Raw genomic sequence first — 25,129 nt, forward strand, 5'->3', positions numbered from 1 at the left:
TGTCCATGCAGATGGCAGGTTTACTACTCTTAAGGCATTCTCTTCCGGGTAAAAAAGCATCCCCACCCATTGAACCCGGCGGGAATGCTTCTGTTTGGTAACGTCGATCTTGTAAAGCTGCCGCACATTGTGGGCTAGCGATTCGCCCCCACATATTTGCCCAGCTCTACAATCATACTCCCCATCCGTTCATGCTCAGGCATGATGATACGCTGTACGCCCTCTTCCTTAAGTGCCTCAGAGGTAATACGCCCTACAGAAACAGCAAGCACTTTATCCTCGAAAGACTTCAGCATCTCCTCCAGCTTACCCTGTTCCCGAGCAAATTGAGAGAGGAAACGAAATTGTGGCGCACTCGTAAAAGCCACGGCATCAATCTTACCTTCTATGATTTCTGTAAGCAATCTTTCAAGCTCACCCGGTTCTGGTAGAGTATGACGATACGGCAGCACTTGGCGGGTATTCGCCCCAGCCTCCTGCAGCCATTCGAGCATACGAGGCGCTGGATCGCCGTGCAGCTGCAGTACGACCTCCTTGCCCTGCAAATCCAGAGATTGAAGCCCACGAATCAATCCGATCGTACTTCCGTCGTCGTCACGAACCTCCGGCGTAAGTCCTCTTTTTTTCAAAGCATTCACTGTCTTATAACCCCGTGCAGCAATAATAGAACCAGAAAGGACTTCTAAGAAACGCTCAGCGATATTCAGGCGTTCAGCCGTTTGGAAGAGAGCATCCAGTCCCATGCCTGTGGTAAGGATCACCAAATAAGGCGGATCACTAATCCATGAATTCAATCCTTCCTCCAACGCCTCATCATCAAGAAAGACAGTACCTTGAGCAGGTCGGCATAACGCCGTCCCCCCCATATTTTGCACCAGCTTGGCCATCTCTTCCGATTTGCGCGGACCCGCCAAGGCGACCGTGAACCCCTTCAGTTGCTCTGCCATGTACTATTATCTCTCCTCTCTCCGTTGCCTAACCCAACATTATTGTTTATCAGTATACTTGCAAAGGGCTGCAAAAGGGAAGATAAAAGCATCGTTTTCCTATATGAAATATATATTATTACTTGGAGGAGTGTATTTTAAAGCTACTCACAAGCTTTTGCAGTTCCTCTGCAAGATGGCTAAGATCGGTAGATGAAGATGCCATCTCCTCAACAGAAGCGAGCTGCTCTTGCGCTGCCGTTGCGATGGTCTCTGTATTCACAGCCGCTTCTTCAGAAATGCCACGAATCTCTCCTATAGCCTTCTCCATGTGATCTGATTCCACCAATAAGGTCTGTACAGCCCCACCCATTGCCTCAATCTTCTCTGCGGCACTCTTGACCGCTCTACGAATACGGGAGAAAGAACGTCCGGAAGTATCCACGGCCTCAATCCCTTCGGTTACGCGCTGCTTTGTGTCTTCCATCGTATGGGTCACCAGTGTCATCTCACTATTAATGGCGGTAATCTGCTCAGCAATCAAATGCGCTGATTTCTCTGATTCCTCTGCCAGCTTACGCACTTCAGCAGCAACAACGGCAAATCCACGGCCATGCTCTCCAGCTCTGGCCGCCTCAATAGATGCATTGAGAGCTAACAGATTGGTCTGACGGGCAATCCCTGTGATGACGCCGACAATGCCCTCAATTTGACCGGTCCTTTCATTTAGCTTGTCGATTACACTGCCAAGCTCACCCACCGTTCTATCGATACCATTGATCTTATCCACCACGCTGATGACGGAATCATTTCCTTCCGAAGCAGAGAGCGAAGTCTTGTCCATCATCGCAGAGACCTGCTCCATATATACAGAAATATGATCCACTTCGCTGGTCGTCGCCGCTGTACTTTCCATTCCTTTTCGTACACCAATTACCTGCCGTTCAGTCCCTGCTGCTACCTCCTGAATTGCTATCGTCATTTGTTCGATCGTTTGAGCATTCTGCTCCGCACTGGCAGTTAGCTCTTCGGCTGAAGAGGAGACATTACTCGTCATCTCCTGCACACCTATGATCATCTCGCGCAGGCTGAGCACCATTAATTGAAAGTTCTCTGCTAGCATACCAATCTCATCTTTACGGAAAGCCCCCATGTCTTCGGACAGATCCCCTTTAGCTATCACTGCAGTTGCTTTGCGCAGACGGGTAAGCGGCTTCAGAATAGATTGAATATTAAAATAAACCACGATCAGTGCAAGTAAAACGGAAACTACGATAACAAGCAGCGCTGTATCGCGAATCCCGCTTGTTGCCGAAGTCACTTCATCTATGCTTATCGTACCGCCGATTCTCCAGCCCGTAAGCTCATTCACCATAAACGTCATCTTTTTGTGCGTATCCTTGTAAACATAATCAAAGGTACCTTGTTCTTCTTTAAACATTTCCTTTACAAAATCAGCCGATGATTCCTGCCCAATAACCTCTGTTGGATGAACAAGATATTTCTTGCTGTTATCAAGGATAATAATATATCCTTCCTTGCCAACCTTAGCCGAGGTCAAAGCTCCTAAAGTGGAGAGATTGAGATTCAAGGTAACCACCCCGTCTCCGCTCTTCAGGACCGTTGATATGGCAACTGCCGTTTCCTGATTTACGGTTTGAAAGGCCGGAGAGATCACCACACCCTTCCCGTGCTTCAGAGAATTCACATAAGCACTTTCCTTCCTTGGATCGTAGCCTTCAGGTAGCTTGGCTTCCGAAGCATGGATAGATTCCCCTCTGCTTGTACTAACATAGATGTCTAGAACATCAGGATGCAGCACAGCATATTCCTTCAGTCTGGATTCCATAGAGGCTGCCGTCTGCCCAGTTGCCTCCCTGTTGGCACTCTCAGCAGTGAACTCAGCGGCAAAATAAGAAATAGCATCTATTTTGGATTGAATATTCGAGTTGATGATTTCATTTACTGCCACAACACTTTCAGTAGCATTGCTCACCAGATGATCTTCCACTTCATGGCTGGCAGATTGATAGGTACGCCAACCTATAATGATACTGGGTAAGAGCAGAACTAGTAGGTATGTAAGAATTAATTTGGTTCGGATACTCATACCCGCTTTTTTGTTCATAGTTGTCATCACTCTCTCTCTCTTCGAGTCTTAAAGAAGGACTTATTTACCAGACTTACTATATAATTATATATCCTCCTTTGGAACCGATTTTCCTCCTATCTTTCTTCATTTTTCTCATCATTCTTAAGAATTGTCATATAAACGCAACAAAAAGACCGCCTCAAAGAGAGCGATCTACTCAAATAAGCCTATTTCTTATCATTACCGCAGCAAAAGGCTCCGGTTCTTTCATCCCTAGTTCACGTTCTTGTTCTTGCAGTTCGGACAGACGCCTCCGAATACCACATGAGCATGACCAATCGTATAACCTGTATCCTTGGCCACTGTGTTCATCCAGTCTCGTGGAACTTGGTTCATTACCTCATCAACCGCACCGCAAACCTCACAAATGATATGCTGGTGATCATCCATGCGGGCATCATATCTGCTGGCAGCCTCACCGAGCTTGAGCTCACGAATCATTTGTTTATCTGAAAGATAACGAAGAGAGTTATATACAGTACCGTATGCTAAGCTATGACCTTGCTCTACTAGCCGGTTCATCACTTCCGCGGCTGTGGGATGGTCATGTGAATTAAGGACGATATCGTAAACGGCTTGACGTTGGGAAGTCAAATTTAGACTTTTCATTGCTATCATCCTCTAACTTATTTTTAGATCAAGTATAAATCGCGAACGTAAGAACGTCAATCCCACTTTTATCCACTGTTTACTCTCTCAGCTACTTAATCAATCCAGAATATTTGATGTCAACGTCAGCTTTGACCTGAAAATCGAGACCCGCATAAAGCCCCTTCCACACTTCCATTTCGGTATCATTATTAAAATGCCTGGCTCCATAGTGCAGACCCCACCCAAATGGATCCAGACCACTAGCTTGAATTTTAGTCAATAACGATAATATATCTTGTTCCAGTTCTCTTCCCCCGGCTGCCGCAATCCCCTCCAACTTACCATTAGTCACCAGATCCGGACTGCTACTTTCTTCGAGAATCCCTCTAATCTTAATATGATATCGAATAGTAGCTTTCCCGTGCTCTGGCGTCAGAATTTTGTAGTCTGAGGACGATCTCTCTGTGTAGTACTGATACATAACTCCCTCTGAATGGGCCGGCAAATTAGTTCGTAAGTTCGAGCGCGACAGCAGATTATATAACCGTGTTTCGTTGGGAGTAAGAACCATTTTAATTTTCTCATTATTAAGCAGAGCAATTTTATTTATTAAAAACTCCTTATCCCCTCTTGCCTCGATAATCGGTAGAATCGGATCAATTCCCTTCTCATAAATATTTCTCATCAGCTGAAAGGAATATACACTAGAAATAAATGGAGACTCCGTGCCTTGTCCACTCATCGCCAGAATAAGAGAATTTGATGGGATCCGCTCCGATTGGGGTCTTACCTGTAGAACCTGAAGTGCTTCCGGACGCCCTATTGCGAAATTAAGAATAAGCTGCATATCTCTACGTCGCACAGCCCAATCCATAACATGTAGAATGTCTTTACGCGCAACCCCCTCCCCCAAAATAATCGATTTACAATGGGAGTAATCAAGCTCCTTTTCCACTCTGGATTTCATTCTACGAAGCGCTTCCGAAATGCTCGGAGACTCCTCAGTCAATATTTGCATCTTCTCATCAATCTTGGTAACATCCCCTTGAGGGATGGCAAGCTTCAAGCTAATCTTAAAATTGCCTTCTTCTGCACCTTGGTCAACGCCGATCGCCAGCACAAAAATCCGCAAATCAATCTCCTTGAAGTCACAACCAGAAAGAAGAAGGAGTAAGGTAATCCCAATTCCGGCAAGGAATCTTCTCACAGGGTCCCCCTCCTAACTTTGCGATAACAATAAAATAACAGAGCGATGATGAACATCTCACCAAACCAGCGAATTTGCAGAAACCAGGCACCAAACATGTTAAGTTGATATTGATTCAGCCCCATTAAGGACAGAACCATTGCACTAAACAAGACCAGGATGCTCCACTCTTTCCATTGCTCTGCTTTTAGGGACTGTTTTTTTACAGATGAAACGGCACCTTTAAAAAGCTCTAGACCTCCATGCCAATGAACAATTACACTCACCAGAGATAAACTCAAATAGGCAAAATAAAAAATAAACAGCATCCGTTCAATAATAAAGGATTCCATCCGAATACTGTCGGCCGTCGAGAACCATGTATACACATGTCTATCAATTGCAATGGTTCCAAAGTAACCGATGGGGACCAAAAAGGTTAAGAGAAGTACGAGCAGTCCCTCCACCCCTAAAATCCAAACATGCTTTAGCTTCAGCCCATGAAATACCCGATTAAATATAGCCAGGTTTAAGTAACCACTAAAAGAAAAGGTAGCTGCCGAAAGGCTCATTAGGTCCGGCTTATGCCAGAAGTATGTAATGACCTGCAGAACAGAATCCCAATTGAAGTCCGGATTGGTCAATGCTTTTACGAGGCCATAAATAATTAACGGTAAGGTTACGCTGAGAATGATTTCAAGCCCATACAAGATGGATAGAGAATCGAAACGACAGCAGATGCAGACCAGGACTAAAAAACTGATCACAACAGTATAAGGACTCGAATCCGGACTGATAAACCGCAGCGTGATATCTACAAAAGAAAGTAGCGTAACCCCACCGGCCATACACCATAAGCCAGCAAAAAGGAGTAGCAAGGTTCTGGCTAACTTCTTAGGAAGCAAAGCGTAAAATATTTCTGGAAAACCCTCTCCGGGGAACTTAGCAATCAATACAGTAAATATATAAACAAACAAAGTGCCAAAGATCGTTCCAATTAGTATGGATATCAAAGCACCTGAAAAACGTCTGTCTATTAGTTCCCTAGGAACAAAATTAATGATATTAATCAAGCTGTTCATCAGAAAAAGACAGTAGAAATAACGGCTTTTGGCCATCAATATTTCCCGCCCTTCTTCTTACCAAAGTTATCAAGAAAAAACAACCTGAAATAGGGTTGTCCAAAACTCCGTTGATTGCATAAATACATCGCGAACCCCACCACACAGATCACTACACCAACCATTCCTAGAACAGCGGCAGCTATAAGAAAAATGTACTTCAGCACGCGTATCGACAAGCTCATCATATTCAATGGAATCAGAAAATTGGATATTGCAACGGCCGAGACCAATATAATCATAATGTTACCTACAAGCCCTGCAGCCGTAGCTGCTTGACCCAAGATTAGACCTCCGACCGTCGTGGCCGTAGGACCAATCGCCTTGGGAAGCCGTAAACTCGCCTCGGTCAGAAATTCCATCATCATAAGCATTAAGAGCACTTCTACAAAAGATGGATAGGGCACAGTCGCACGACTACCTGAAATGAGCAGTGCAACCTGTACACGAATAATCTCGGGGTTATAAGAGGTAAGTGTTACATAGATCGCAGGCAGCCACAACGTCATGCACACACCGATAATCCGGAGTAGCTTTAAGAACCGACCCACAATAGGAAATTGGATTTTATCATCCATGGATGTAAAGAAATCGTTAAATATGGAAGGCAGCACTATCGCATATCCCGTTGTATCCAGGAGTATCGCTACTTTTCCTTCAGACAAATTAAATACGACTCTATCAGGCCTTTCGGTCACAATGGACTTGGGCAATATTCTCAGACTGTCACTACTTATAAATTTCTCAAGTTCTCCCATTGCCTGTAAAATATCAACCTTTAGGGTACTCATCTTCTCCCTTAATTCCTCTAACACATTATGATCAACACGCTTAGTATCATATAGGATTGCCACCTTTGTTTTGGAGACATCGCCGATGACCATGGTTTCCATTTTGAGATTAGTGGATTGATAGCGCCGACGAATCATGTTCAGATTCACCGCAAGATCCTCCGTTAGCGCATCTGAAGGTCCCTGAGAAATGCTTTCTGCAGACGTTTCACTGACACCACTACTTTCCGTACTCATTGCGTCATAAAAACAGATCACATCATTTATGCTAAGAAGAACATATCCGCTAAGCAAAAGATTGATCGCTGTTTCCTTCGTAGTCTCTTCTTCCGTGCCCGGATACGTCGTAATGTAATCAAGGTAAGCGTTAGTATCGCCCATCTCATAAAATGGTGTAATCACATGGCGACTGAGTGTCTGCGAATCTGTAACGCTTTTAATATAAATTAAGTTGATCTGCCCAAAAGGCGCTACGAGCATCCTTTCGATTAAATCGGCGAATCCGTCCAATTCACCCTTGATCCATTCCAGAAAAACATCGTGCTTATCCTGTTGAACTGACATGGATCATCCCTCCTAATTATCCTGCGCTTCCCGGATGCCACCTTATTTTGGCACTATTTCTCTGAATTCATGCACTACACATATGAACACAGAGTTTCTTTTAACGGGTCTGTGGTAATAAATGAAATGAGTATTGTATAGATGGAGGGATAATAAGATGGATCCACATCGTAAAATAACGCAAGGTCTCCCGCAATATCCTGAATCATTATGGAGAGACACTACGGATTTACCGACTTTTCCAAAGCTGACTGAAAATATTACTACAGATGTCGCAGTGATCGGCGGCGGGATTACAGGCATTACTACAGCCTATCTCTTAAGCAAAGCTGGATACAAGGTCACGCTATTGGAGGCAGGGGAAATTCTCAGCGGTACTACGGGGTTTACAAGCGCCAAAATCTCTGCCCAGCACGGATTAATCTACAATCATTTGATGAAGCATTTCGGAAAAGAGAACGCCCTTCTCTATTATCAATCAAATCATAGGGCTATGAATTGGATCATAAATACAGCTGAAGAACTTGAAGTGTCTTGCGGCATGAAACGTGAAGCAGCCTATCTATACGCGGATGCTGAAGATCATAAAACGCTTAAAGAGTTGGAAGAAGAGTATAAAGCCTATGAACAATTGGGTCTGCCCGGTGAATGGCTGGATAACGTATCTATCCCTCTGATGGCGAGCGGTGCGATTAAATTACCAGGACAAGCTCGTTTTCACCCCCTGCAATATCTGAAGGCCTTGTTGAAGGTTATCGTGGAAAAAGGTGGCGTGATCTATGAGCATACGATGATGACGGACAAGGTGGAGAAGAACGATAAGCTTACACTTTTTACAGAAAAGAATGACCACCGCATCACCTGCCGTTACGCTGTGTCGGCTTCTCATTTCCCCTTCTACGATGGAGGTGCGTTATATTTCTCGCGACTTCATGCTGAACGTTCCTATTGTATGGCGATCCAGCCCGAAACGGATTTTGAGGGTGGAATGTATTTAAGCGCCAGCGAACCAACCCGTTCTCTGCGTGCTGTGGAGTGGGAAGGACATCCTCTGGTTATCGTAGGTGGGGAGAATCATAAGACAGGCCAAGGCATCTGCACGATAGGTCATTATGAGAATCTGGAACTGTTCGCAGGTCACTTGCTGGGCATCAAATCGATCCCTTATCGCTGGTCGGCACAGGATTTAATTACCCTGGACAGGGTTCCCTACATCGGCAAGATTTCAGACAACGAAGAGATTTATATCGCTACGGGATTCGGAAAATGGGGCATGACAAGCGGTACCTTGTCCGCTCAAATCATCTCGGATCAGATTCAGCGCAAAGATAATCCATATACAGAGCTATACGATCCATCCCGCTTCAAAGTTGGCGCCAGCCTAAAGAGCTTCTTCGTTCAAAATGCCAATGTGGCAAAAGAGCTTGTAGCGGGAAAAGTTGAGATCGTCCACAAAAAGACAAGTGACCTGGAGGCAGACGAAGGAGCCGTTGTATTCCATGACGGCAAACGGGTTGGCGCCTACAAAGATCCAGAAGGTAAACTTCATCTGGTGGACAGAACTTGTACGCATATGGGCTGTGAATGTGAATGGAACGACGGCGATCGTTCTTGGGATTGCCCTTGCCACGGCTCCCGTTTCTCCTATGATGGAGAAGTATTGGAAGGACCTGCATCGGTGCCACTGACGAAGCTTTACGAATAAATTGAGGTCCTTTGGCAGGGGCGGTTGTGAATGCCGTATAGCATTCAGGTATAATAGGACATGAATGAAGCATTAGCTTCAAAAATGTTTAAAGGAGCGTGACGTTAGAGATGGATTTGAGAGGAAAGAGTGTTGTGATTACGGGTGCGGGCAAAGGGATCGGCAAATCCTTATCCATGGCACTAGCTAAGGAAGGTGCTAATTTGGGCCTGATCTCCAGAACTTCAGGCGATCTTGAAGCGTTAAAATCAGCCTTAACGGAAGTATACGACGTGAAAGTCAGCATTGCCGTAGCGGATATCGCTGTACGCGAAGAGGCTGAACGTGCGGTTGCTTACCTGCAAAATGAGCTAGGAACATTTGACGCATTGATTAACAATGCCGGAATTGCAAAATTCGGCACATTAGTAGAAATGGACCCCGCCGATTGGGAAAGCCATATCCAAGTCAATCTTTACGGGACCTATTATGTAACTCGCGCTGCACTGCCAGCTATGATTGAGAAAAATGGTGGAAATATCATCAATATCTCTTCTACCGCGGGAGAGCGTGGCTTCGCGACAGGCTCGGCTTATTGCGCATCCAAGTTTGCACTGATGGGCATGACCGAAGCCCTCGCACAAGAGGTGCGTAAGCACAACATCCGCGTCGTAGCCTTGACTCCAAGCACTGTAAACACTGGACTAGCTTCCAACGCTGGACTTAAGATCGGTGACGAAGACCGCATGATGCAGCCTGAGGATGTAGCTGAATTGGCCTTAACAGCCTTGAAGCTCCCGGATCGTGTCTTCCTAAAAACAGCAGGACTCTGGACCACGAATCCGCAATAAAACAGAGCTGGCTGGTTCTACGCCAGCCGTACTTTGTGGAGAAGAAAACCTCAAGACTGCTCTTCTCCATCCTCTGATTACACTTTGTGCGATAGAATGCCTCTATACCTCAACTCTGGATACTATTTGACGTTCGAATGACGTTCGAATAACCGATAGTTGCACTTTGTACATCTATTCAGCGTAAAAAGAGGCTCCGTCACACTTTAATTGCACTCTGTGCAACTAAAAGTAGGAAATTCTCGACCATTGGCCAGATTCATCTAATTTAGTTGCAGAGAATACACTTATTGCTTCTTTTCTAACGAATCAGAGCTTTTAAGTGTATAAAGTGCAATTATATATTCAGCCTAATGTTTATGTATGGATATCACACTACTGAACGGAGGTTTTCCTAACATGCTGGTAGTCACAAATACTATTAAAGTTAAAGAAGGTCATGGTGAAGCCATTGCTCAACGTTTTGGAGGAAATAATGGTGTACAGGATATGCCAGGATTCGTCCGCATGGAGGTTTGGCAAGGAAGTGCCAAAGAAGGTGTTGAGGAATTAAAAATCTGTACCATGTGGGAGAATGAGGAGGCATTTAAAGGCTGGACCTCCAGTGACTCCTTCCGTCAATCACACCGCGGTGCTGGTGGGAATGAAGCCATTCTTGGTGCTTCGATCGACAAATATAAGCTGATGATCAGCCGAACACCTGGCACCAGCAATTAAGTGTAGAGATTGGACGACTAGTCCCAATAGCTATTCGTATAACTTACGTCTACAATTAACAAAAGTACGACTGCCGCGACAAAAACAACAGGGATGCCCTAAGCCGATATGGCTTTGAGACATCCCTGTTGTTTTTTACAGTGTGTCGCTTATTGCTCACTAACATGAGGCAAAGCTTGCTCCACCTCTTGATGTTTCCCCGGCCAGAATGCCCACCGGCCAAAAAGTGTCGTAATAGCGGGCACAAGGAACGGACGAACTACGAAGGTATCAAGTAGGATACCTAGCGCGGTGATGATACCAAATTGCACAAGCACCTGAATCGGTAAGCTAGCTAATACAGCAAAAGTACCTGCCAGAATGAGGCCTGCCGAGGTAATTACTGAGCTGGTCTCATTCACGCCTTCCGCGATCGCCTGCTTAAGCGGCATGGTCTTACGCTTTTTCCAAATATTAGAGATCATAAAGATATTATAATCTTCTCCAAGTGCCACCAGGAATACAAAGGAATAGAGCGGGATCGCTCCTTGAATAGCATCTGCACCCATCACATAGTGAATGATAATCCAGCCTAAGCCAAGTGCAGAGAAGAAGGAGAGAATAACTGTTCCGACCAGATAAATAGTTGCCACTATCGAACGCAGATATATCAACAACAGCAAAGTGATCAACCCGATAACAACAGGGATAATCAGATCGGTGTCGCGATCTCCGATTTTTTTGGTATCATACTGAGTCGCTGTCTGACCACTTACCCACACATGATCTGAAGGACTCTCTACCCCTACATCAATCAGCGCTTGCTCTGCCGTTTCTAAAAGGGCTGGAATATGCCCCATCGCTTCAAGTGAATAAGGATTGTTCTTAAATTCGATATCAAAACCCAGAATATCCTTGTTCACAGCGCCCTGCTGCGGATCAGAAACCGTATCCACATACGTGAGCCCTCCGAGAATGACTTTAAGGTCCTTTCCACTCGCTTGCCCCTTAGTATTAATAATCAGTTTAGCGGGAGCTAGTTCGCCCGGTGAAAACTGCTTACCGATGAGGTCGAACCCTTCGCGGGACTCCATATTTTTAGGAAAAGAAGAGAGGATATCATACGTAAACTTGATTCCACTGGAGAATGAAGCCAGAATCCCCAGTCCGATAACGGTCACTCCTACGATAGCCCAAGGCCTGGAAACTACAAATCCGCCAATCCCTTTTTTATGGGAGACTTTAAGTTCTGGAACTGGTTTCCCTTTAGCCTTAGCCCGTTCAACCTCCATTTGCGGCGTGCGCGGAATGAATGGGAAGAACGAGGTCCGTCCGAAGATCGCCAAAAGTGCAGGTACAAGCGTTAAGCTAGCAATTCCCATAATGAAAATCGAAACACTGAACGGTATTGCAAAGCGATGATATGCTCCATACTTAGCCAGTAATAGCGCGAACAGTGCAAGCACAACGGTGAAACCACTCATTGCAATAGCCCCTGAAGAATCGGTAATGGAACGAAGCAGGGCACGAGTTTTGCTTTGCTCTATCTTCAGAAGCTGACGGAATCGCGAAATCAGGAACAAACAATAGTCCGTACCCGCACCGAACAACAGAACCGTCATGATGGAGACTGCCTGCGAATCCACGGTGATCCAGCCTTCTTGCGCCATTTTTCCAAGGATCGGGCTAGTAATACCATAAGCGAATCCAACAGCAATAAGCGGAATAAACGCCAAGATAGGCGAACGATAAATCACCAATAAGAACACCAGCACAAGCACAACCGTAGCAATCAGCAAGGAAACGTCTGCGTTCTGGAACAGTCCAGTAGCATCGATAGATATACCCACTGGACCCGTAACACGTAAACTCAGGTCTTTTCCATCCGCCTTAGCAGTGGACGGATCTCCACCGGTCTCCGTGTTTATGATCTTTTTCATTTCTGTCACAGCTTCGCCGAGCTGATCACTATCTGCCGTTTTATCAAAAAGCACCGGGGTTACCAGCGTACTAAGATCCTCGGATAACGAGGCCTGTAGTGCTTGTGGCGGCAGCTGTCCTAATGGAGGGACAAAATTCTGATGGGGCAATGGTTGCTGCTCCAACTTCTTGTACACAGCAGTGATATGTACTAAATCATCTTGTGAAAGCCCACCTTCTCTATGCCATACGAGCAGCGCAGGCACTCCGCTTCCACTAGGGAATTCCTGCTCTGCAATAGCTGCTGCCTGTACCGACTGTGCATCATCTGGGAGGTTAGGCGCATTATTAGCAACCTGAGAATTCACTGCAGGCCATAACAGGGTAAGTGCACCTACAAGCACTATCCACACGAGAAGAGTAATCCACTTCGTCTTTTTTCCTGCCACCCATTTTCCGTAGCCTGACATTCCCTTCATCCTCTCCTTTACCCTGCAGCCTTAGAAATGAGCCGCGGGTCATTTTTAATTCTATCATATATATGCTTTAATTTTTAATCAAACTTTTTTTATTTTTCCGAAAAATCAAAACACCTCACCACATATAAAATACCCCTCTCTTCACATTGAAATCAGCAACATGTGAAAAGAGGGGTTTATGGTCTGCTACACTTTTTTCTTTACTTCAATTTAGATTTAGCCTGCGTCCAAATCTCCTTCAGAGAACTGACTGTTATAGAGATCAGCATAGAATCCGCCTTGTGCCAGCAGCTCCTCATGGTTGCCCTTCTCGATTACACTACCTTGATTCATAACAAGGATAAGGTCGGCATCTCGAATCGTAGAAAGACGGTGGGCAATTACAAAGCTGGTTCTGTTTTGCATCAATGCCTTCATTGCTTTTTGAATCAACAATTCGGTCCGTGTATCGACACTGCTTGTTGCTTCATCAAGAATGAGGATCGATGGATCAGCCAGAATCGCACGGGCAATCGTGATCAGCTGCTTTTGTCCTTGTGAAATATTAGAAGCTTCTTCATTTAACACCGTATTATAGCCAAGCGGAAGTGTGCGGATAAAGTGATCGGCATGAGCAGCCTTGGCCGCACGCACCACATCAGCCTCTGAAGCACCTTCACGTCCGTAAGCAATGTTATCGCGGATCGTACCATTGAACAGCCAGGTATCCTGAAGCACCATACCAAATTTGCTGCGCAGGTCACTCCGTTTCATATTGGTAATATTGACGCCATCAATGATAATTTCCCCATCGTTCAGCTCGTAGAAGCGCATCAACAGGTTAATCAAAGTGGTTTTACCAGCACCGGTAGGACCGACAATCGCTATAGTCTGACCTGGACTAACCTCAATGTTCATGTCCTCAATCAGAATCGCATCTTCTTTATATCCGAATTTCACATGACGGAACTCAACGGAGCCTTCCGGAGTACCATCATCAAGCTTCGCAACTGTAGTAGTAACTTCCTTAACTTCCTCTTCTTCATCCAGAAGTTCGAATACCCGTTCTGCAGAAGCAATCGTGGATTGAATAATATTAGCAATATTAGCCGTTTGTGCAATCGGCTGGGTGAACTGACGGGAATACTGAATAAAGGCTTGAATATCCCCGACATCGATCATTTTTTTAGTAACAAAGATACCGCCGACTACACAAATCATTACATAACCCAAGTTACCAATAAACATCATGAGCGGCATAATCATACCGGACATGAATTGGGCACGCCAGCCAGAGTCGTAAAGCTTATCGTTAATTTCATCGAAATCCTTAAGGGACTGCGGTTCACGACCAAATGCTTTAATAATCCGGTGACCGGTATACATTTCCTCTACATGACCATTCAACTGACCAAGTGATTTCTGCTGGCCCACAAAATAAGTCTGCGAGCGCTTGGAGATAGCCATAATCACAACGAAGCTGAGTGGCAATGTAACAATTGTAATCAAAGTCAGCCATGGGCTGATGGTAAGCATCATTACGATGACACCGATAATGGTGACAATAGAAGTAATCAATTGAGTTAAGCTCTGCTGCAGCGTAGTACTGATGTTATCCACATCATTCGTAGCACGGCTTAGAATTTCCCCATGGGTACGGGAATCAAAATATTTCAAAGGCAAACGTTCCAGCTTGCTGTTGATTTGCTCACGCATGTCGTAGACGACCTTCTGAGCTACGCCCGCCATTACATACTGCTGGATATAGCTAAACAGAGCACTAAGCAAATACAGACCCGCAAGGATGATCAGGATATCATTAATGTATCCAAAATCAATGGAAGCTCCCTCAACACCCATTAATTTACCATAAGCACCTTCAAACAATTTAGTTGTTGCTTTACCCATAACCTTAGGACTGAAAATACTGAACACCGTACTGGCAATAGCCATAACTAGAACGATGATTAATTGAACCATACGAGGTCTTAAATATTTAATCAGACGACGAAGTGTACCCTTAAAGTCTTTAGCCTTTTCTGCAGGCATCCGCATGCCAGGGCCGCCACCAGGTCCAGGACCTTTATGGGCGCGTGGAGCTGCAGGCTTATTGTTTTGTTCACTCATGCTATTTCCTCCTCTGACAGCTGCGAGGATACGATCTCGCGGTACACATCACTGCTCGCGAGCAGTTCACGGTGAGTGCCCATTCCGGCGATTTCACCCTCATCAATAACAATAATCCGGTCGGCATCCATAACGGTACTAACCCGTTGAGCTACGATTAGAACAGTGGATTCCGTGGTTTCATCTTTGAGTGCCGCGCGGAGCTTAGCATCTGTTTTGAAATCAAGCGCTGAGAAGCTGTCGTCAAACAGATAAACTTGAGGTTTTCTCACAAGCGCACGTGCAATGGACAACCGTTGTTTCTGACCGCCGGAGACATTACTACCGCCTTGAGCAATTTCCGAATCAAACCCATCTTTCATGGCTGAGACGAAATCGTAGGCCTGAGCTACCTTGGCTGCATGAATGATTTCTTCATCGGTAGCATCCTCTTTACCGTAGCGAATGTTTTCGTTAATCGTACCTGTGAACAATACCGCTTTTTGAGGGATGTAACCAATTTTGCTCCGTAGCTCTTCTTGTGTCATCTCACGTACATCTACTCCGTTCACACGTACAGCACCTTCGTTAACATCATAGAACCTTGGAATCAAGCTGAGCAGGGTAGATTTACCTGAACCTGTACCACCGATAATCGCCGTAACTTCACCTGGACGAGCACTAAAGCTAATTTTCGAAAGTGCAGGTTGTTCCGCCCCAGGATAAGAAAAGGAAACATTATCGAATTCAACAAAACCACGCATATGATCGCGGCCGTCTTTTTTAGTAGCTTGAGCCGTTGTTTGCAATTCACTCTCTGATGGATCTGTGAACTCCGGCCGCATATCGAGCACTTCATTGATACGTAAGGCTGAAGCTGAAGCACGAGGAATCAGCACGAACATCATCGACACCATAATCAGGGAGAACATGATTTGCATCGCATATTGAATAAATGCCATCAGTGAGCCGACTTGTAAATCGCCATCGCCAATTCGAATCCCACCAAAGTAAAGAATTGCGATCATGGAAAAGTTCATAACAATCATCATAAGCGGCATCAAACCGGCCATGATTTTATTTACTTTGATCGCTGTGTCTGTCAGATCACGGTTTGCCTCGGAGAAGCGTTTATTCTCATGATCAATCCGGTTAAATGAACGGATAACACGGATACCCGTCAAATGTTCACGTAACACCAGATTTAATTTATCCAGCTTGATCTGTATCGCTTTAAACAGTGGTAATCCCTTCATTCCGATAAAGAAAATTGCGCCAACGAGTACCGGAATAACTACTACAAAGATCAATGATAATTTCGCATCTTCAGATACCGCCATGATGATACCACCAATCATCATCATCGGTGCACCGATCATCATACGCAGCATCATAGTAAGTACCGTCTGTACCTGCGTAATATCATTCGTTGTACGGGTAATTAAAGATGCGGTACCGAGTTTATCAAATTCATGCAGCGTGAAATTCTCTACATGGTTAAACACACGAGCACGGGTAAGTTTACCGAATCCTGCTGCCACTTTTGCCGATAAATAGCTGGCAATGACTGAACATATAGCCCCGCCCCCTGCAACTAAAAGCATGAAGCTACCTATTTTCCAAATAAAACTACGATCTCCCTGAACAATTCCTTTGTCGACGATGTCGGACATCAGCGTTGGGAGGTATAAGTCGCCCATGGACTGTAAGAACACAAGAATTAATACAGCACCAATAGCTACTCGAAATGGCTTCAGTTGTTTAAATAATTTAATCAAGCTTCTCATCTCCGTTCATTTGTAGCCTATCCCAATTAGGTGGTGGATTATCCTCAACAAAAGCATGTACCTTCAGCAATAGTTCTGTGAGCTGCTTAGTCTCTTTTTCACCTAAGTACTGTACGAGCTCATCCAGCATTGCATCTCTATATTGCTCTGCTCTTCGTGTGAGTTTTTTTCCACTCTCCGTCAATTTCACGCGTACGACTCTTCGGTCCGAAGGATCTGCGTGTCTTTCCACCATCTGTTTCGCCTCAAGACTATTAATCAACTGCGTAATAGTTGGAGGTGTGAATCCGAGGAGTCGGCTGATTTCAGATATCTTTAGACCCTCATCATCAGAATGATTCCATTTTTCAATGCATATCATTAAAGTCATCTCACTCGGCTTATGGCCTTCAACACCCTTTTGCCATTGGCCTTTATGCAGCCGTTTCATCGCCGCGAAAAGCCCGTGTGCGACTGAATTTTCAGTATTTTCTGTATTTCCTCCGTTTATCCCAATTTCTATCACCTCTAATTTAGTTAGGTCAGCTAATTATTAAACACTGTATTATTTAGGCTACCTAATTATATTTTCGGCACAACGCTTTGTCAAATTTTGAATACGGTATCAATTATTACGAAATAAAAAACTCCCAACCACAGAGGTAAGGAGTTCAATAAGCAGATATGTAACTATATATATTATAATGTCCAACATAACTTTAATATTAGAATCCTACTCCGTGCTCCATAGTCGTAATGCCTCCATGGCCGCCACCAATGGTCGGTTGACCAATAACGATGAAGCTAAACAATACTAAAATGCCGGCCATCATCAATAGTGATTTTTTCATCTTTTCTCACCTCCCTTATTAAATTTCTGTATTTCTCCTGTTGATTCTGAGTTGCGTAGTCCCTGTTGGTCTCAAATAAAGTTACACACTTTATGAAGTCTATTCCATTATTCGTCTTGATAGATAATTCTAAAGACTGAATAGTATACTCCACACCTGTAGTATATTGTTTGTTTCTTATTTGATATATGGCTATTTGATAATACAACCGGTATAGTCGGTCGATATTAATAGGATCTTCAAACTGTTCAAATCGCAACATCTCCCGTGAGAACCTTGTAAGCACATTGTCTACAGAAAATTTGTGAAGATTAGCCGATTCCATAATAATAATGAGACCTGGCAATATTTCACCGGGATGATCAGCCAAGAAGGCTACATAATCCGGCACGACATTAACATTACCTTCCAACAACTCCAATGTAAAGTTATTGCCGATTGCAAATAATCGGAATTTATCTACGGCTTGATGACCTGCTTCGTCCAACATTTCAAACCAACTAAGGTCTGCGTAACCTGCAGTATATTTCTTCGCCGCTTCGTATTCACCTTGTTTTGTCAACGCAGTTGCTTTGAGCAAATATCCATGACCATAATAGACGACGAGCGGGCGTTCAGTACAGAGTGTTTCTGTTCGTTTATCTTCACTTCTTCGCAGTTCTTGGCGGTAAACTGCATTGGCTAAGGCCCTCAACTCATCTGCGTAGCTTTCCATTTCTCCCCATCTACGAAGGGTGAAACATAACTGCGTCAGCATTAATAAACCATCCAATTGCATGTTTTCTGGAAGACGCCTCCTGAATGGACTAAAACTAATGACTGCGCTCAGTTTCTCCTCCATATCCAGCGTTTGTAAATATTTAAAAATACGATAATGACTGATCGCGAGACGTTCACTGTAACTATCAGACTCGTTCTCTACTACAATCTTGTAAAAGAGGATTGATTCCTGTATTTTTCCCTTGTTAAACAATTTATCAGCTACCGAATAAACGATATCTAGCGATTTCGGATATTCCAATAACCTGTTTAATGTTTCATCAATGCATTGCTGCTTGCCCAACTCAGCACAACGTATTAAAAAGGGCTCTACCCTGCGGCGTGAGACCTTCTCCTCATTGAAGCATTCATCTACATAAAGTGGATACAGCCATCCATCAGGAAAACCAAAGGCTTTAATGATTGCATCTATTTGTCCCAGGGACATAGGCTTCGGTGGATTCCCGTGCAGGATTGCACTGAGACTTCCTCGATTCAGACCACAAATTTTTGAAAATGAGGCGAGATTATGGCCGGAGCGGGACAGATTTTTCTCAATTTCTGAGCGTATAGTTGTTAACTTTCCCTCCACTCGGCACCCCCAAAGTTTGACTTGAAAAGATTCTATTAATTGACATTATAGGTGAAAGTTATGGATTGTACAACCAATAGATTGTACGACAAAAAGAGGAGCGTATTTCTCTCCTCTTTATCGGTTGGATCTTCGTAATAGTGTAATTCTATGGATGTATCGAAGTTTAATTTATGGTATTAGCGGCTTTTGAGCTTCAGCAGTAAGCTGTTGCACTCGCCTTGCGACTGCGCAAGTTCTCCATCATCTTATGTTGTGCCAGCAAAATATAACCGTCCAATCGCTCGCTTAGCTCTAGGACAGCATGGTCACTAAGACTCCGTTTCTCCGCGACTTCCAGCAATTCGCATCTAAGGCTCTCTATAGTCACAAACAGCTCATCTTCTCTGTAGTCTCTTCTATAAGCTTTCTCGGAAGAACCTTGATATAGTGTCACAACTCTCTCCTTCTCTCTATCAACATCTCCTCCTATCATAATCCATGATACCAAAAAACATATTTTCAAAAAAAAAGAAAAATTTGCAGAACATCCACAAAAAATAAAATAGTTATTATTTCGGATGTTCTATAGACTCGTAGGGAAGTCATTTGGGTATTGTTCTCTCAATAGACCCTTTGCAAAAGAAATCCATTCCCGTGCTGCAAAGGATAAATAACGATCTCTACGCCACGCCATAGCGAGCTGCCAAGGGATTACTGGATCTGTCAAAGGAATGACTACCAATCGTGAGCGGTCCATGTCGCGGCAAATGGTTTCCGGCAATAATGCGATTCCCATTCCCGCGGCGACCATCTTGCTGATTAAGTCCCATTGTGAACTCTCATATATAACCTTTGGCTGAAATCCAGCTTTTACACATTCCGTAATGATCCGATCATGCAGCGTAAAATCCTCTCGAAATAGCACGAACTCCTCTTCTGCCAGTTCACTTAGCGGAACAAGCTCTGCCTCGGCCAGCCGATGTCCCATAGGTAAAATAAGATTCAGCGTCTCTTCAACAAAGGTAAAACAATGAAGTTTGGCTGTATCTACAGGCAATACGACCATTCCAATGTCCAGCAGTCCGGTTTCTACATCTTCCTCCACTTTTTTGGCCCCATCCTCATGCAGACGAATCGTAACCTGTGGATATCGCTTATGAAATTGACCAATTACTGAAGGAAAAAAACTCGCGCCTACCATAGGAGGCAAACCGATACGGATGTGACCCTGCTCCAGATTCCGTAAGTTATCCAGTTCAGAAGACAAGCTGGCGAAAGACTCCACGATATTTTGCGCTTTGGTGAACAAAATTTCCCCTGCGTCTGTAAGCCTTACACTCTTCCCTTCACGGTAGAACAAGTCTGCCTCCAGTTCGACCTCCATATTCCGAATCATTTTACTGATCGTGGGCTGTGTTATATATAATGATTCAGCAGCTCTGGTAAAGCTTTTCATTCGTGCCGCTTGAACGAAATATTCTAATTGTCGGATATCCATTTATGTGCCCCCTAATCCATAGACAAAAGGAATGTCATTTATTCGATCTATTCATTTTACCTATGAAAACAATTGATGTAAACTTTCATTATCATGAAAGGAGCGAAGCCTTATGAAAAAGATTGTTATAGGCTTGCTGCAGGTAGCGGGACTTATGTTATTCTCTTTACTTATCAACGCTTTGACCCCATTATTGCATATCCCTATTCCCGGAAGCATACTCGGAATGATTATATTGTTTCTCCTGCTTGAGTTCGGTGTCATTCGTCTAAATTGGGTAGAAATGGGTGCTTCTTGGCTACTCGCCGAGCTCCTACTGTTCTTCATTCCATCTGCTATAGGTGTAATGAAATACGCTAATATTCTGGAAACGGATGGATTACGTATTCTTGCCGTTGTCGTCTTAGGCACATTTGTTGTGATGGCTAGTTCCGGATTACTTACCAGTAGAATTTATAAAGCGAAGGAGCGGAAAGAATCATGTTAAACGCTCTGCTATTCTTTGGTCTCACGGTCGCGGTGTATTTACTCGCGAAACGTATCTACGCTTCTACTGGTAAAGTCTACACCTCTCCATTAATCATCACACCAGTGATTATGATCATCTTTCTGCTTATAACAGGCATTACTTATGACTCATACAATGCGGGAGGAAAATGGCTGACGGATTTGCTGCAACCAGCAACCATGGCCTTTGCCATCCCTTTGCATAAGAACTTCAAGGTACTCAAAAAGCACGCCGCCGAAATTGCGGCAGGCGTGCTATCAGGGACGATAGTTGCGGTGATCTCTTCCATTCTGCTCGCCAAATGGCTGCATGTTAGCGGCGATCTGGCAGCAAGTCTGGTCCCGCGTTCGGTAACCACACCGATCGCTATGAGCATCTCGCAAAGTATCGGCGGTGTACCGAGTATCACAGCAGTCTTCGTCATTATTACCGGGATACTGGGTACAATGATGGGCCCTACTGTACTTCGTATCTTCCGCATTGAGAATGAAATTGCGCGCGGTGTATCGCTGGGAACCGCTGCACATGGTACAGGAACATCCAAAGCCTTCGAGCTTAGTTCACTGACCGGAACCATCTCCAGTATTGCGATGATTCTGTCCGCGCTGTTATCTATAGGTGTGGCGCCAGCTTTGCTCGCGATATTCCTCCACTAGGCTAACCCAGCTTGGGCCAAGGGCATGTCACTTTAGTACATCTAAAGCAGCATGTCCTTTTTCTATGAATCGAACCTTAGAGCTTAACAGGCAACCCGCTTTGCGCTGAATCGTAGGCCGCACAGGTGACTTTGAGGGTTTTGTATCCATCCTCATAGTCGCATAAAATGCGCGAGCGATCCCCCGTCCGTACAGCATGTATGAAGGCTTCACTTTCTACTAAATATGGGTTTCCTGTATTCTCAAATTCGGTACTATTGCCGCTTCGCACTTCCAAGAGACGATCCGGGTTCCAGTCCAATAGTCCCCGATCATTATAGAAGCTTAGACCTACACTCCCCACCTCATCAGGTAAAACGCATGTATTTGAAATATTAGCAATAATTCCATTTTCAAGCTTCAGGGATACGGTACCTACATCTGCCACGCTCACACCTTCATGCTGCTCATGCATAATCCGGTTTCCGAACATGCCGTAGACTTCCTTTACTTCTCCGGCTAGATAGCGCACCAAATCGACGATATGTGTAGTTTGCTCTGTGAATTGTCCTCCGGATTGCTTCTGATCACGCCACCAAGCTACGCCTGGCATGCCGCCCATCCATTGCCCCATAATCATACCAACCTTGTCACCACGCAAAGTTTCTTTCAGACGCTTAATATTCTCCTGATAGCGTAAATGATATCCTACCGAGGTTAACAAATGATGTTCTTTAATATCCTGAAGTAGGCTTGCGGGAATTTCAGTAGTCATACTAAGCGGTTTTTCTATAAAAAAGGGAATATCCCTCTTGATTAATGATCGTTCGATCGCACCATGAGATTGTGGAGGCACACAAATATAAACAGCATCGAGCTTCTCCGCATCCAGCATCTCTGTAATATCACCATATCCAGCAGCATCGTATGGTCGTGCCATATCTTCGCCTTTAGCCTTACTGCTTCCGCAGACCGCCTGCAAACGGACATCATCCATCTCTGCCAGTAAATCAGCATGTACCTTAGAGAACCAACCCGTACCCACAATACCCACTTTTAATGTCATACTTTTTCCTCCTGGCGATTGATTATGAATACCTTTTCATAGATTATACCCTCTTATGAGCGGATAAGATAATCTCTCCATTCTTCGGGAAGCAAATGCATATAAGGACGCTGCAAAAAGCGATCATCCGCAAGCACAATAATGCCTGTATCTGTCTCACTTCGAATCAGCCTGCCTCCAGCTTGCAATACCTTGCACATTCCCGGGTAGACATAAGCATAATCAAAGCCGTTTTTACCTCTGGCATTAAAATACTGACGCAGTAGATTACGCTCAAGACCAAGCTGTGGCAGGCCAACACCAACAACCATTACCCCGTTGAGACGGTCTCCTGGCAAATCTACACCTTCCGAAAAAATCCCTCCGAGTACAGCAAAGCCTAACAACGTCTCGTCATTATCTGGACGAAAGGATGCTAAAAAAATTTCTCTAGCCTGCTCACTCATGCCTGTATCCTGCATCAAAGTCCGTACTTCGGGGTAATTCTCCGTAAAGGCCTCATATACGTTTTGTAAATAGAGATATGAAGGAAAAAAGACCAGATAATTGCCCTTCTTTGAAACCATTTGATGCAATGCCTGAGTTAACGGGATGAGAGAAGCTTCCCGGTCATGATAACGTGTGGAGACAGGCAGCACGGTCACCTCCCATTGCTCCTTCTGAAAAGGAGATGAGACCGTTAAGCTGTAATCTTCCTCCACCGCACCAATCATATCCCGATAATACGATAATGGAGAAAGCGTAGCAGAGAACAGAATCTGACTTCGAAAGCTCTTAGACATTTGCCCCAGCAAATGCGATGGATCCAAATTAAATAACTTCAAATACACGTCACCGCGCCGAACCTCAGCATAGGTTATGTAGCGTTCATCATAGGTCTTAAAGGTGCGAAGCATCCCTTGAACTGCAAAATACGTATCCAGGAGAACATTTTCTCCTTCTCCATTCTGAGGAACAATGCTGGCGCTCGGGTGAATAAGTTCCTGTTCCGCCTCCAAAGAAAATATCTCAAGCAAGGCTGGCAGCTCCTCCGGGAATGAGGCCCACTGCCCTTGCCCCTCTTCATTACAAATTTTGCGAAGGGAGATGAAAAAAGCATTCACCGATTTACCTGCAGCACTCAAATTACGGTTTACTTCCTTGTACTGACGCTGGATTTCTAGAAAGGGAGCCTTCAGCAAAGAGGCAGAGAACATCTCTCGTCCCCGGTCTACCAGATTATGCGCTTCATCTACTAGAAGCACCGTTTCTCTCTTTCTCTCCTCCGTTAGCCGTTTCAGGCTGATCCGAGGATCATATATATAATTGTAATCGCAGATCACCGCATCACAGGCATAGGCTGCATCCAGCGAGAACTCAAACGGGCACACTTTATGTTTGTGAGCATACAGTGCTAGGGTGTCTCTGCTCATCAGCGTCTCATGCTCTAACAGATCCATTACTGCATCATTAATCCGATCATAATAGCCCTCCGCATAGGGACAGGAATCTTTACCGCAAATCCCTTCATCATGAAAACAGCTCTTTTCTTTAGCAGTAAGTGTGATGACATGCAGCTGAAGTCCCTGTGTCAGCAGTAGAGAAATGGCTTCCTGCGCGGCAAAACGGGTAACCGTCTTAGCCGTTAAATAGAACAATCCTTTAGCTTGTCCTTCGCCCATTGCTTTAAGGACCGGGAACAGCGTTGACATTGTTTTCCCAATACCTGTGGGCGCCTGAGCGAACAGACTGACCTTTTCTACGATGGATTTGTATACCGCTCCGGCAAAATGGCGTTGTCCCTTTCGATAAGAAGGAAACGGGAATTGTAACTCTCGAAGGCTCTGCTCCTTCTTAGCCTCATGACGAACCATCATCTCAGCGTACGGAGCATATCTGGCTACAGTATCATTAGCAAATGAGATCAGTTCATCTAAAGACAACGTTCGGTACAAGCTTTTTTGCTCATCAGTAGCCCGGTGGACATAGGTAAGCTTTACTTGAATAGAAGAAAGCTCCTGCTCCAGCGATACCATATATGCGTACATCAGCGCCTGAGCCCAATGAACCTCATGTCCCTCTTCCAGCATATCCAGCAGTCCGGAGGTTGATTTGATTTCTTCGACCGTTAGGCTCCCATCCTCCGAAACAAGCAGTCCATCACAGCGTCCATCTACTATATAGAGTAAGGTACCATAAGGGATCTCTGTTTTCAGATAGACCTCTTTGCGGTCGCCCTCTTTATATTGCTTTTGGATTTTCTGATGTATTCGTGTTCCTTCAACCATGGAGGAAGTACCATGAAATCCAGGCTCAATACTACCGCTGCGAAAAACATACTCGACGAGCGTTCTAACGGATAGGGTTACAGTACGATCCAACTATTCTCACCTCCCTTAATTAGCCATATATCCTTTTTGTTCCCAATGTCTATTTCGGTCCTTTAA

General features: G+C 44.6%; 21 protein-coding genes. 5 read left to right on the top strand and 16 right to left on the bottom strand.

Annotation, left to right across the window (positions count from 1 at the left end):
• Positions 1-134: 134 nt before the first annotated feature.
• From CA598_RS17800 to CA598_RS17825, 6 genes are all read right to left on the bottom strand, one after another.
• Positions 135-947, bottom strand: a complete 813-nt coding sequence (locus CA598_RS17800; RefSeq protein ID WP_094877336.1) for a uroporphyrinogen-III synthase — start codon at positions 945-947, stop codon at positions 135-137.
• Between the two features lie 118 nt (positions 948-1,065).
• Positions 1,066-3,063 carry a methyl-accepting chemotaxis protein gene (locus tag CA598_RS17805; RefSeq protein ID WP_094872083.1) on the bottom strand — a complete coding sequence of 666 codons (1,998 nt, stop codon included), beginning with the start codon at positions 3,061-3,063 and terminating at the stop codon, positions 1,066-1,068.
• A 228-nt stretch (positions 3,064-3,291) separates the two neighbouring features.
• A complete protein-coding gene (locus CA598_RS17810; RefSeq protein ID WP_042131422.1) occupies positions 3,292-3,687 on the bottom strand; it encodes a Fur family transcriptional regulator in 396 nt (131 codons plus the stop codon).
• A gap of 91 nt (positions 3,688-3,778) precedes the next feature.
• Positions 3,779-4,876: a Ger(x)C family spore germination protein gene (locus CA598_RS17815; protein ID WP_094877337.1), complete on the bottom strand. Its 1,098-nt coding sequence runs from the start codon at positions 4,874-4,876 to the stop codon at positions 3,779-3,781.
• Positions 4,873-5,973, bottom strand: coding sequence for a GerAB/ArcD/ProY family transporter (locus CA598_RS17820; protein WP_094877338.1), 1,101 nt, complete (start codon positions 5,971-5,973; stop codon positions 4,873-4,875). The genes CA598_RS17815 and CA598_RS17820 overlap by 4 nt, the downstream gene beginning before the upstream one ends.
• Positions 5,973-7,331: a spore germination protein gene (locus CA598_RS17825; RefSeq protein WP_094877339.1), complete on the bottom strand. Its 1,359-nt coding sequence runs from the start codon at positions 7,329-7,331 to the stop codon at positions 5,973-5,975. Before CA598_RS17825 ends, CA598_RS17820 begins: the two co-directional genes overlap by 1 nt.
• A gap of 157 nt (positions 7,332-7,488) precedes the next feature.
• Here CA598_RS17825 and CA598_RS17830 point away from each other — a divergent pair, with 157 nt between their 5' ends.
• The 3 genes from CA598_RS17830 (at position 7,489) to CA598_RS17840 (ending at position 10,583) form a co-directional block, all read left to right on the top strand.
• The gene (locus CA598_RS17830) at positions 7,489-9,036 is read left to right on the top strand and encodes an FAD-dependent oxidoreductase (RefSeq protein ID WP_094877340.1); all 1,548 of its coding nucleotides are present in this window, start codon (positions 7,489-7,491) and stop codon (positions 9,034-9,036) included.
• Between the two features lie 110 nt (positions 9,037-9,146).
• Positions 9,147-9,866 (top strand): 3-ketoacyl-ACP reductase, encoded by a 720-nt coding sequence (locus CA598_RS17835; RefSeq protein WP_094877341.1) that lies wholly within the window; start codon positions 9,147-9,149, stop codon positions 9,864-9,866.
• Between the two features lie 399 nt (positions 9,867-10,265).
• Positions 10,266-10,583 (top strand): antibiotic biosynthesis monooxygenase, encoded by a 318-nt coding sequence (locus CA598_RS17840; protein WP_042131428.1) that lies wholly within the window; start codon positions 10,266-10,268, stop codon positions 10,581-10,583.
• 149 nt (positions 10,584-10,732) lie between these two features.
• On the opposite strand, the gene CA598_RS17845 is transcribed toward CA598_RS17840, so the two are convergent.
• The 8 genes from CA598_RS17845 to cidR all read right to left on the bottom strand — a co-directional run bounded on the left by CA598_RS17845 (position 10,733) and on the right by cidR (position 20,494).
• A complete protein-coding gene (locus CA598_RS17845; RefSeq protein WP_094877342.1) occupies positions 10,733-12,961 on the bottom strand; it encodes an MMPL family transporter in 2,229 nt (742 codons plus the stop codon).
• Positions 12,962-13,177: 216 nt separating this feature from the next.
• Positions 13,178-15,067, bottom strand: a complete 1,890-nt coding sequence (locus tag CA598_RS17850; protein WP_094872073.1) for an ABC transporter ATP-binding protein — start codon at positions 15,065-15,067, stop codon at positions 13,178-13,180.
• Positions 15,064-16,824 (bottom strand): ABC transporter ATP-binding protein, encoded by a 1,761-nt coding sequence (locus CA598_RS17855; RefSeq protein WP_094872072.1) that lies wholly within the window; start codon positions 16,822-16,824, stop codon positions 15,064-15,066. The genes CA598_RS17850 and CA598_RS17855 overlap by 4 nt, the downstream gene beginning before the upstream one ends.
• Entirely contained in the window at positions 16,817-17,263 is a 447-nt protein-coding gene (locus tag CA598_RS17860) for a MarR family winged helix-turn-helix transcriptional regulator (RefSeq protein ID WP_094877343.1), read from the bottom strand. The genes CA598_RS17855 and CA598_RS17860 overlap by 8 nt, the downstream gene beginning before the upstream one ends.
• A 274-nt stretch (positions 17,264-17,537) precedes the next feature.
• Positions 17,538-17,663 carry a hypothetical protein gene (locus CA598_RS32995; RefSeq protein ID WP_256990535.1) on the bottom strand — a complete coding sequence of 42 codons (126 nt, stop codon included), beginning with the start codon at positions 17,661-17,663 and terminating at the stop codon, positions 17,538-17,540.
• Positions 17,617-19,014: a DNA-binding protein gene (locus CA598_RS17865; RefSeq protein WP_094877344.1), complete on the bottom strand. Its 1,398-nt coding sequence runs from the start codon at positions 19,012-19,014 to the stop codon at positions 17,617-17,619. Before CA598_RS17865 ends, CA598_RS32995 begins: the two co-directional genes overlap by 47 nt.
• A 196-nt stretch (positions 19,015-19,210) precedes the next feature.
• On the bottom strand, positions 19,211-19,450 hold the full coding sequence (locus CA598_RS17870) for an aspartyl-phosphate phosphatase Spo0E family protein (protein ID WP_256989909.1): 240 nt from the start codon (positions 19,448-19,450) through the stop codon (positions 19,211-19,213).
• 129 nt (positions 19,451-19,579) lie between these two features.
• Positions 19,580-20,494, bottom strand: coding sequence for a cidABC operon transcriptional activator CidR (gene cidR, locus CA598_RS17875; protein WP_094872065.1), 915 nt, complete (start codon positions 20,492-20,494; stop codon positions 19,580-19,582).
• A gap of 112 nt (positions 20,495-20,606) precedes the next feature.
• Here cidR and CA598_RS17880 point away from each other — a divergent pair, with 112 nt between their 5' ends.
• Both CA598_RS17880 and CA598_RS17885 read left to right on the top strand, forming a co-directional pair.
• Entirely contained in the window at positions 20,607-20,981 is a 375-nt protein-coding gene (locus CA598_RS17880) for a CidA/LrgA family protein (RefSeq protein WP_094877345.1), read from the top strand.
• On the top strand, positions 20,975-21,658 hold the full coding sequence (locus CA598_RS17885; protein WP_042192587.1) for a CidB/LrgB family autolysis modulator: 684 nt from the start codon (positions 20,975-20,977) through the stop codon (positions 21,656-21,658). The genes CA598_RS17880 and CA598_RS17885 overlap by 7 nt, the downstream gene beginning before the upstream one ends.
• 76 nt (positions 21,659-21,734) lie before the next feature.
• Here the strand turns inward: CA598_RS17885 and CA598_RS17890 are convergent, their stop codons facing one another.
• Complete coding sequence (locus CA598_RS17890) at positions 21,735-22,703, bottom strand: Gfo/Idh/MocA family protein (protein ID WP_094877346.1); 969 nt, start codon at positions 22,701-22,703, stop codon at positions 21,735-21,737.
• Between the two features lie 53 nt (positions 22,704-22,756).
• Positions 22,757-25,063: a helicase C-terminal domain-containing protein gene (locus CA598_RS17895; RefSeq protein ID WP_179283698.1), complete on the bottom strand. Its 2,307-nt coding sequence runs from the start codon at positions 25,061-25,063 to the stop codon at positions 22,757-22,759.
• Positions 25,064-25,129: the final 66 nt, after the last annotated feature.

It is taken from the genome of Paenibacillus sp. VTT E-133291 (assembly GCF_002264395.1).
Taxonomy (GTDB): domain Bacteria; phylum Bacillota; class Bacilli; order Paenibacillales; family Paenibacillaceae; genus Paenibacillus_AQ; species Paenibacillus_AQ nitricinens.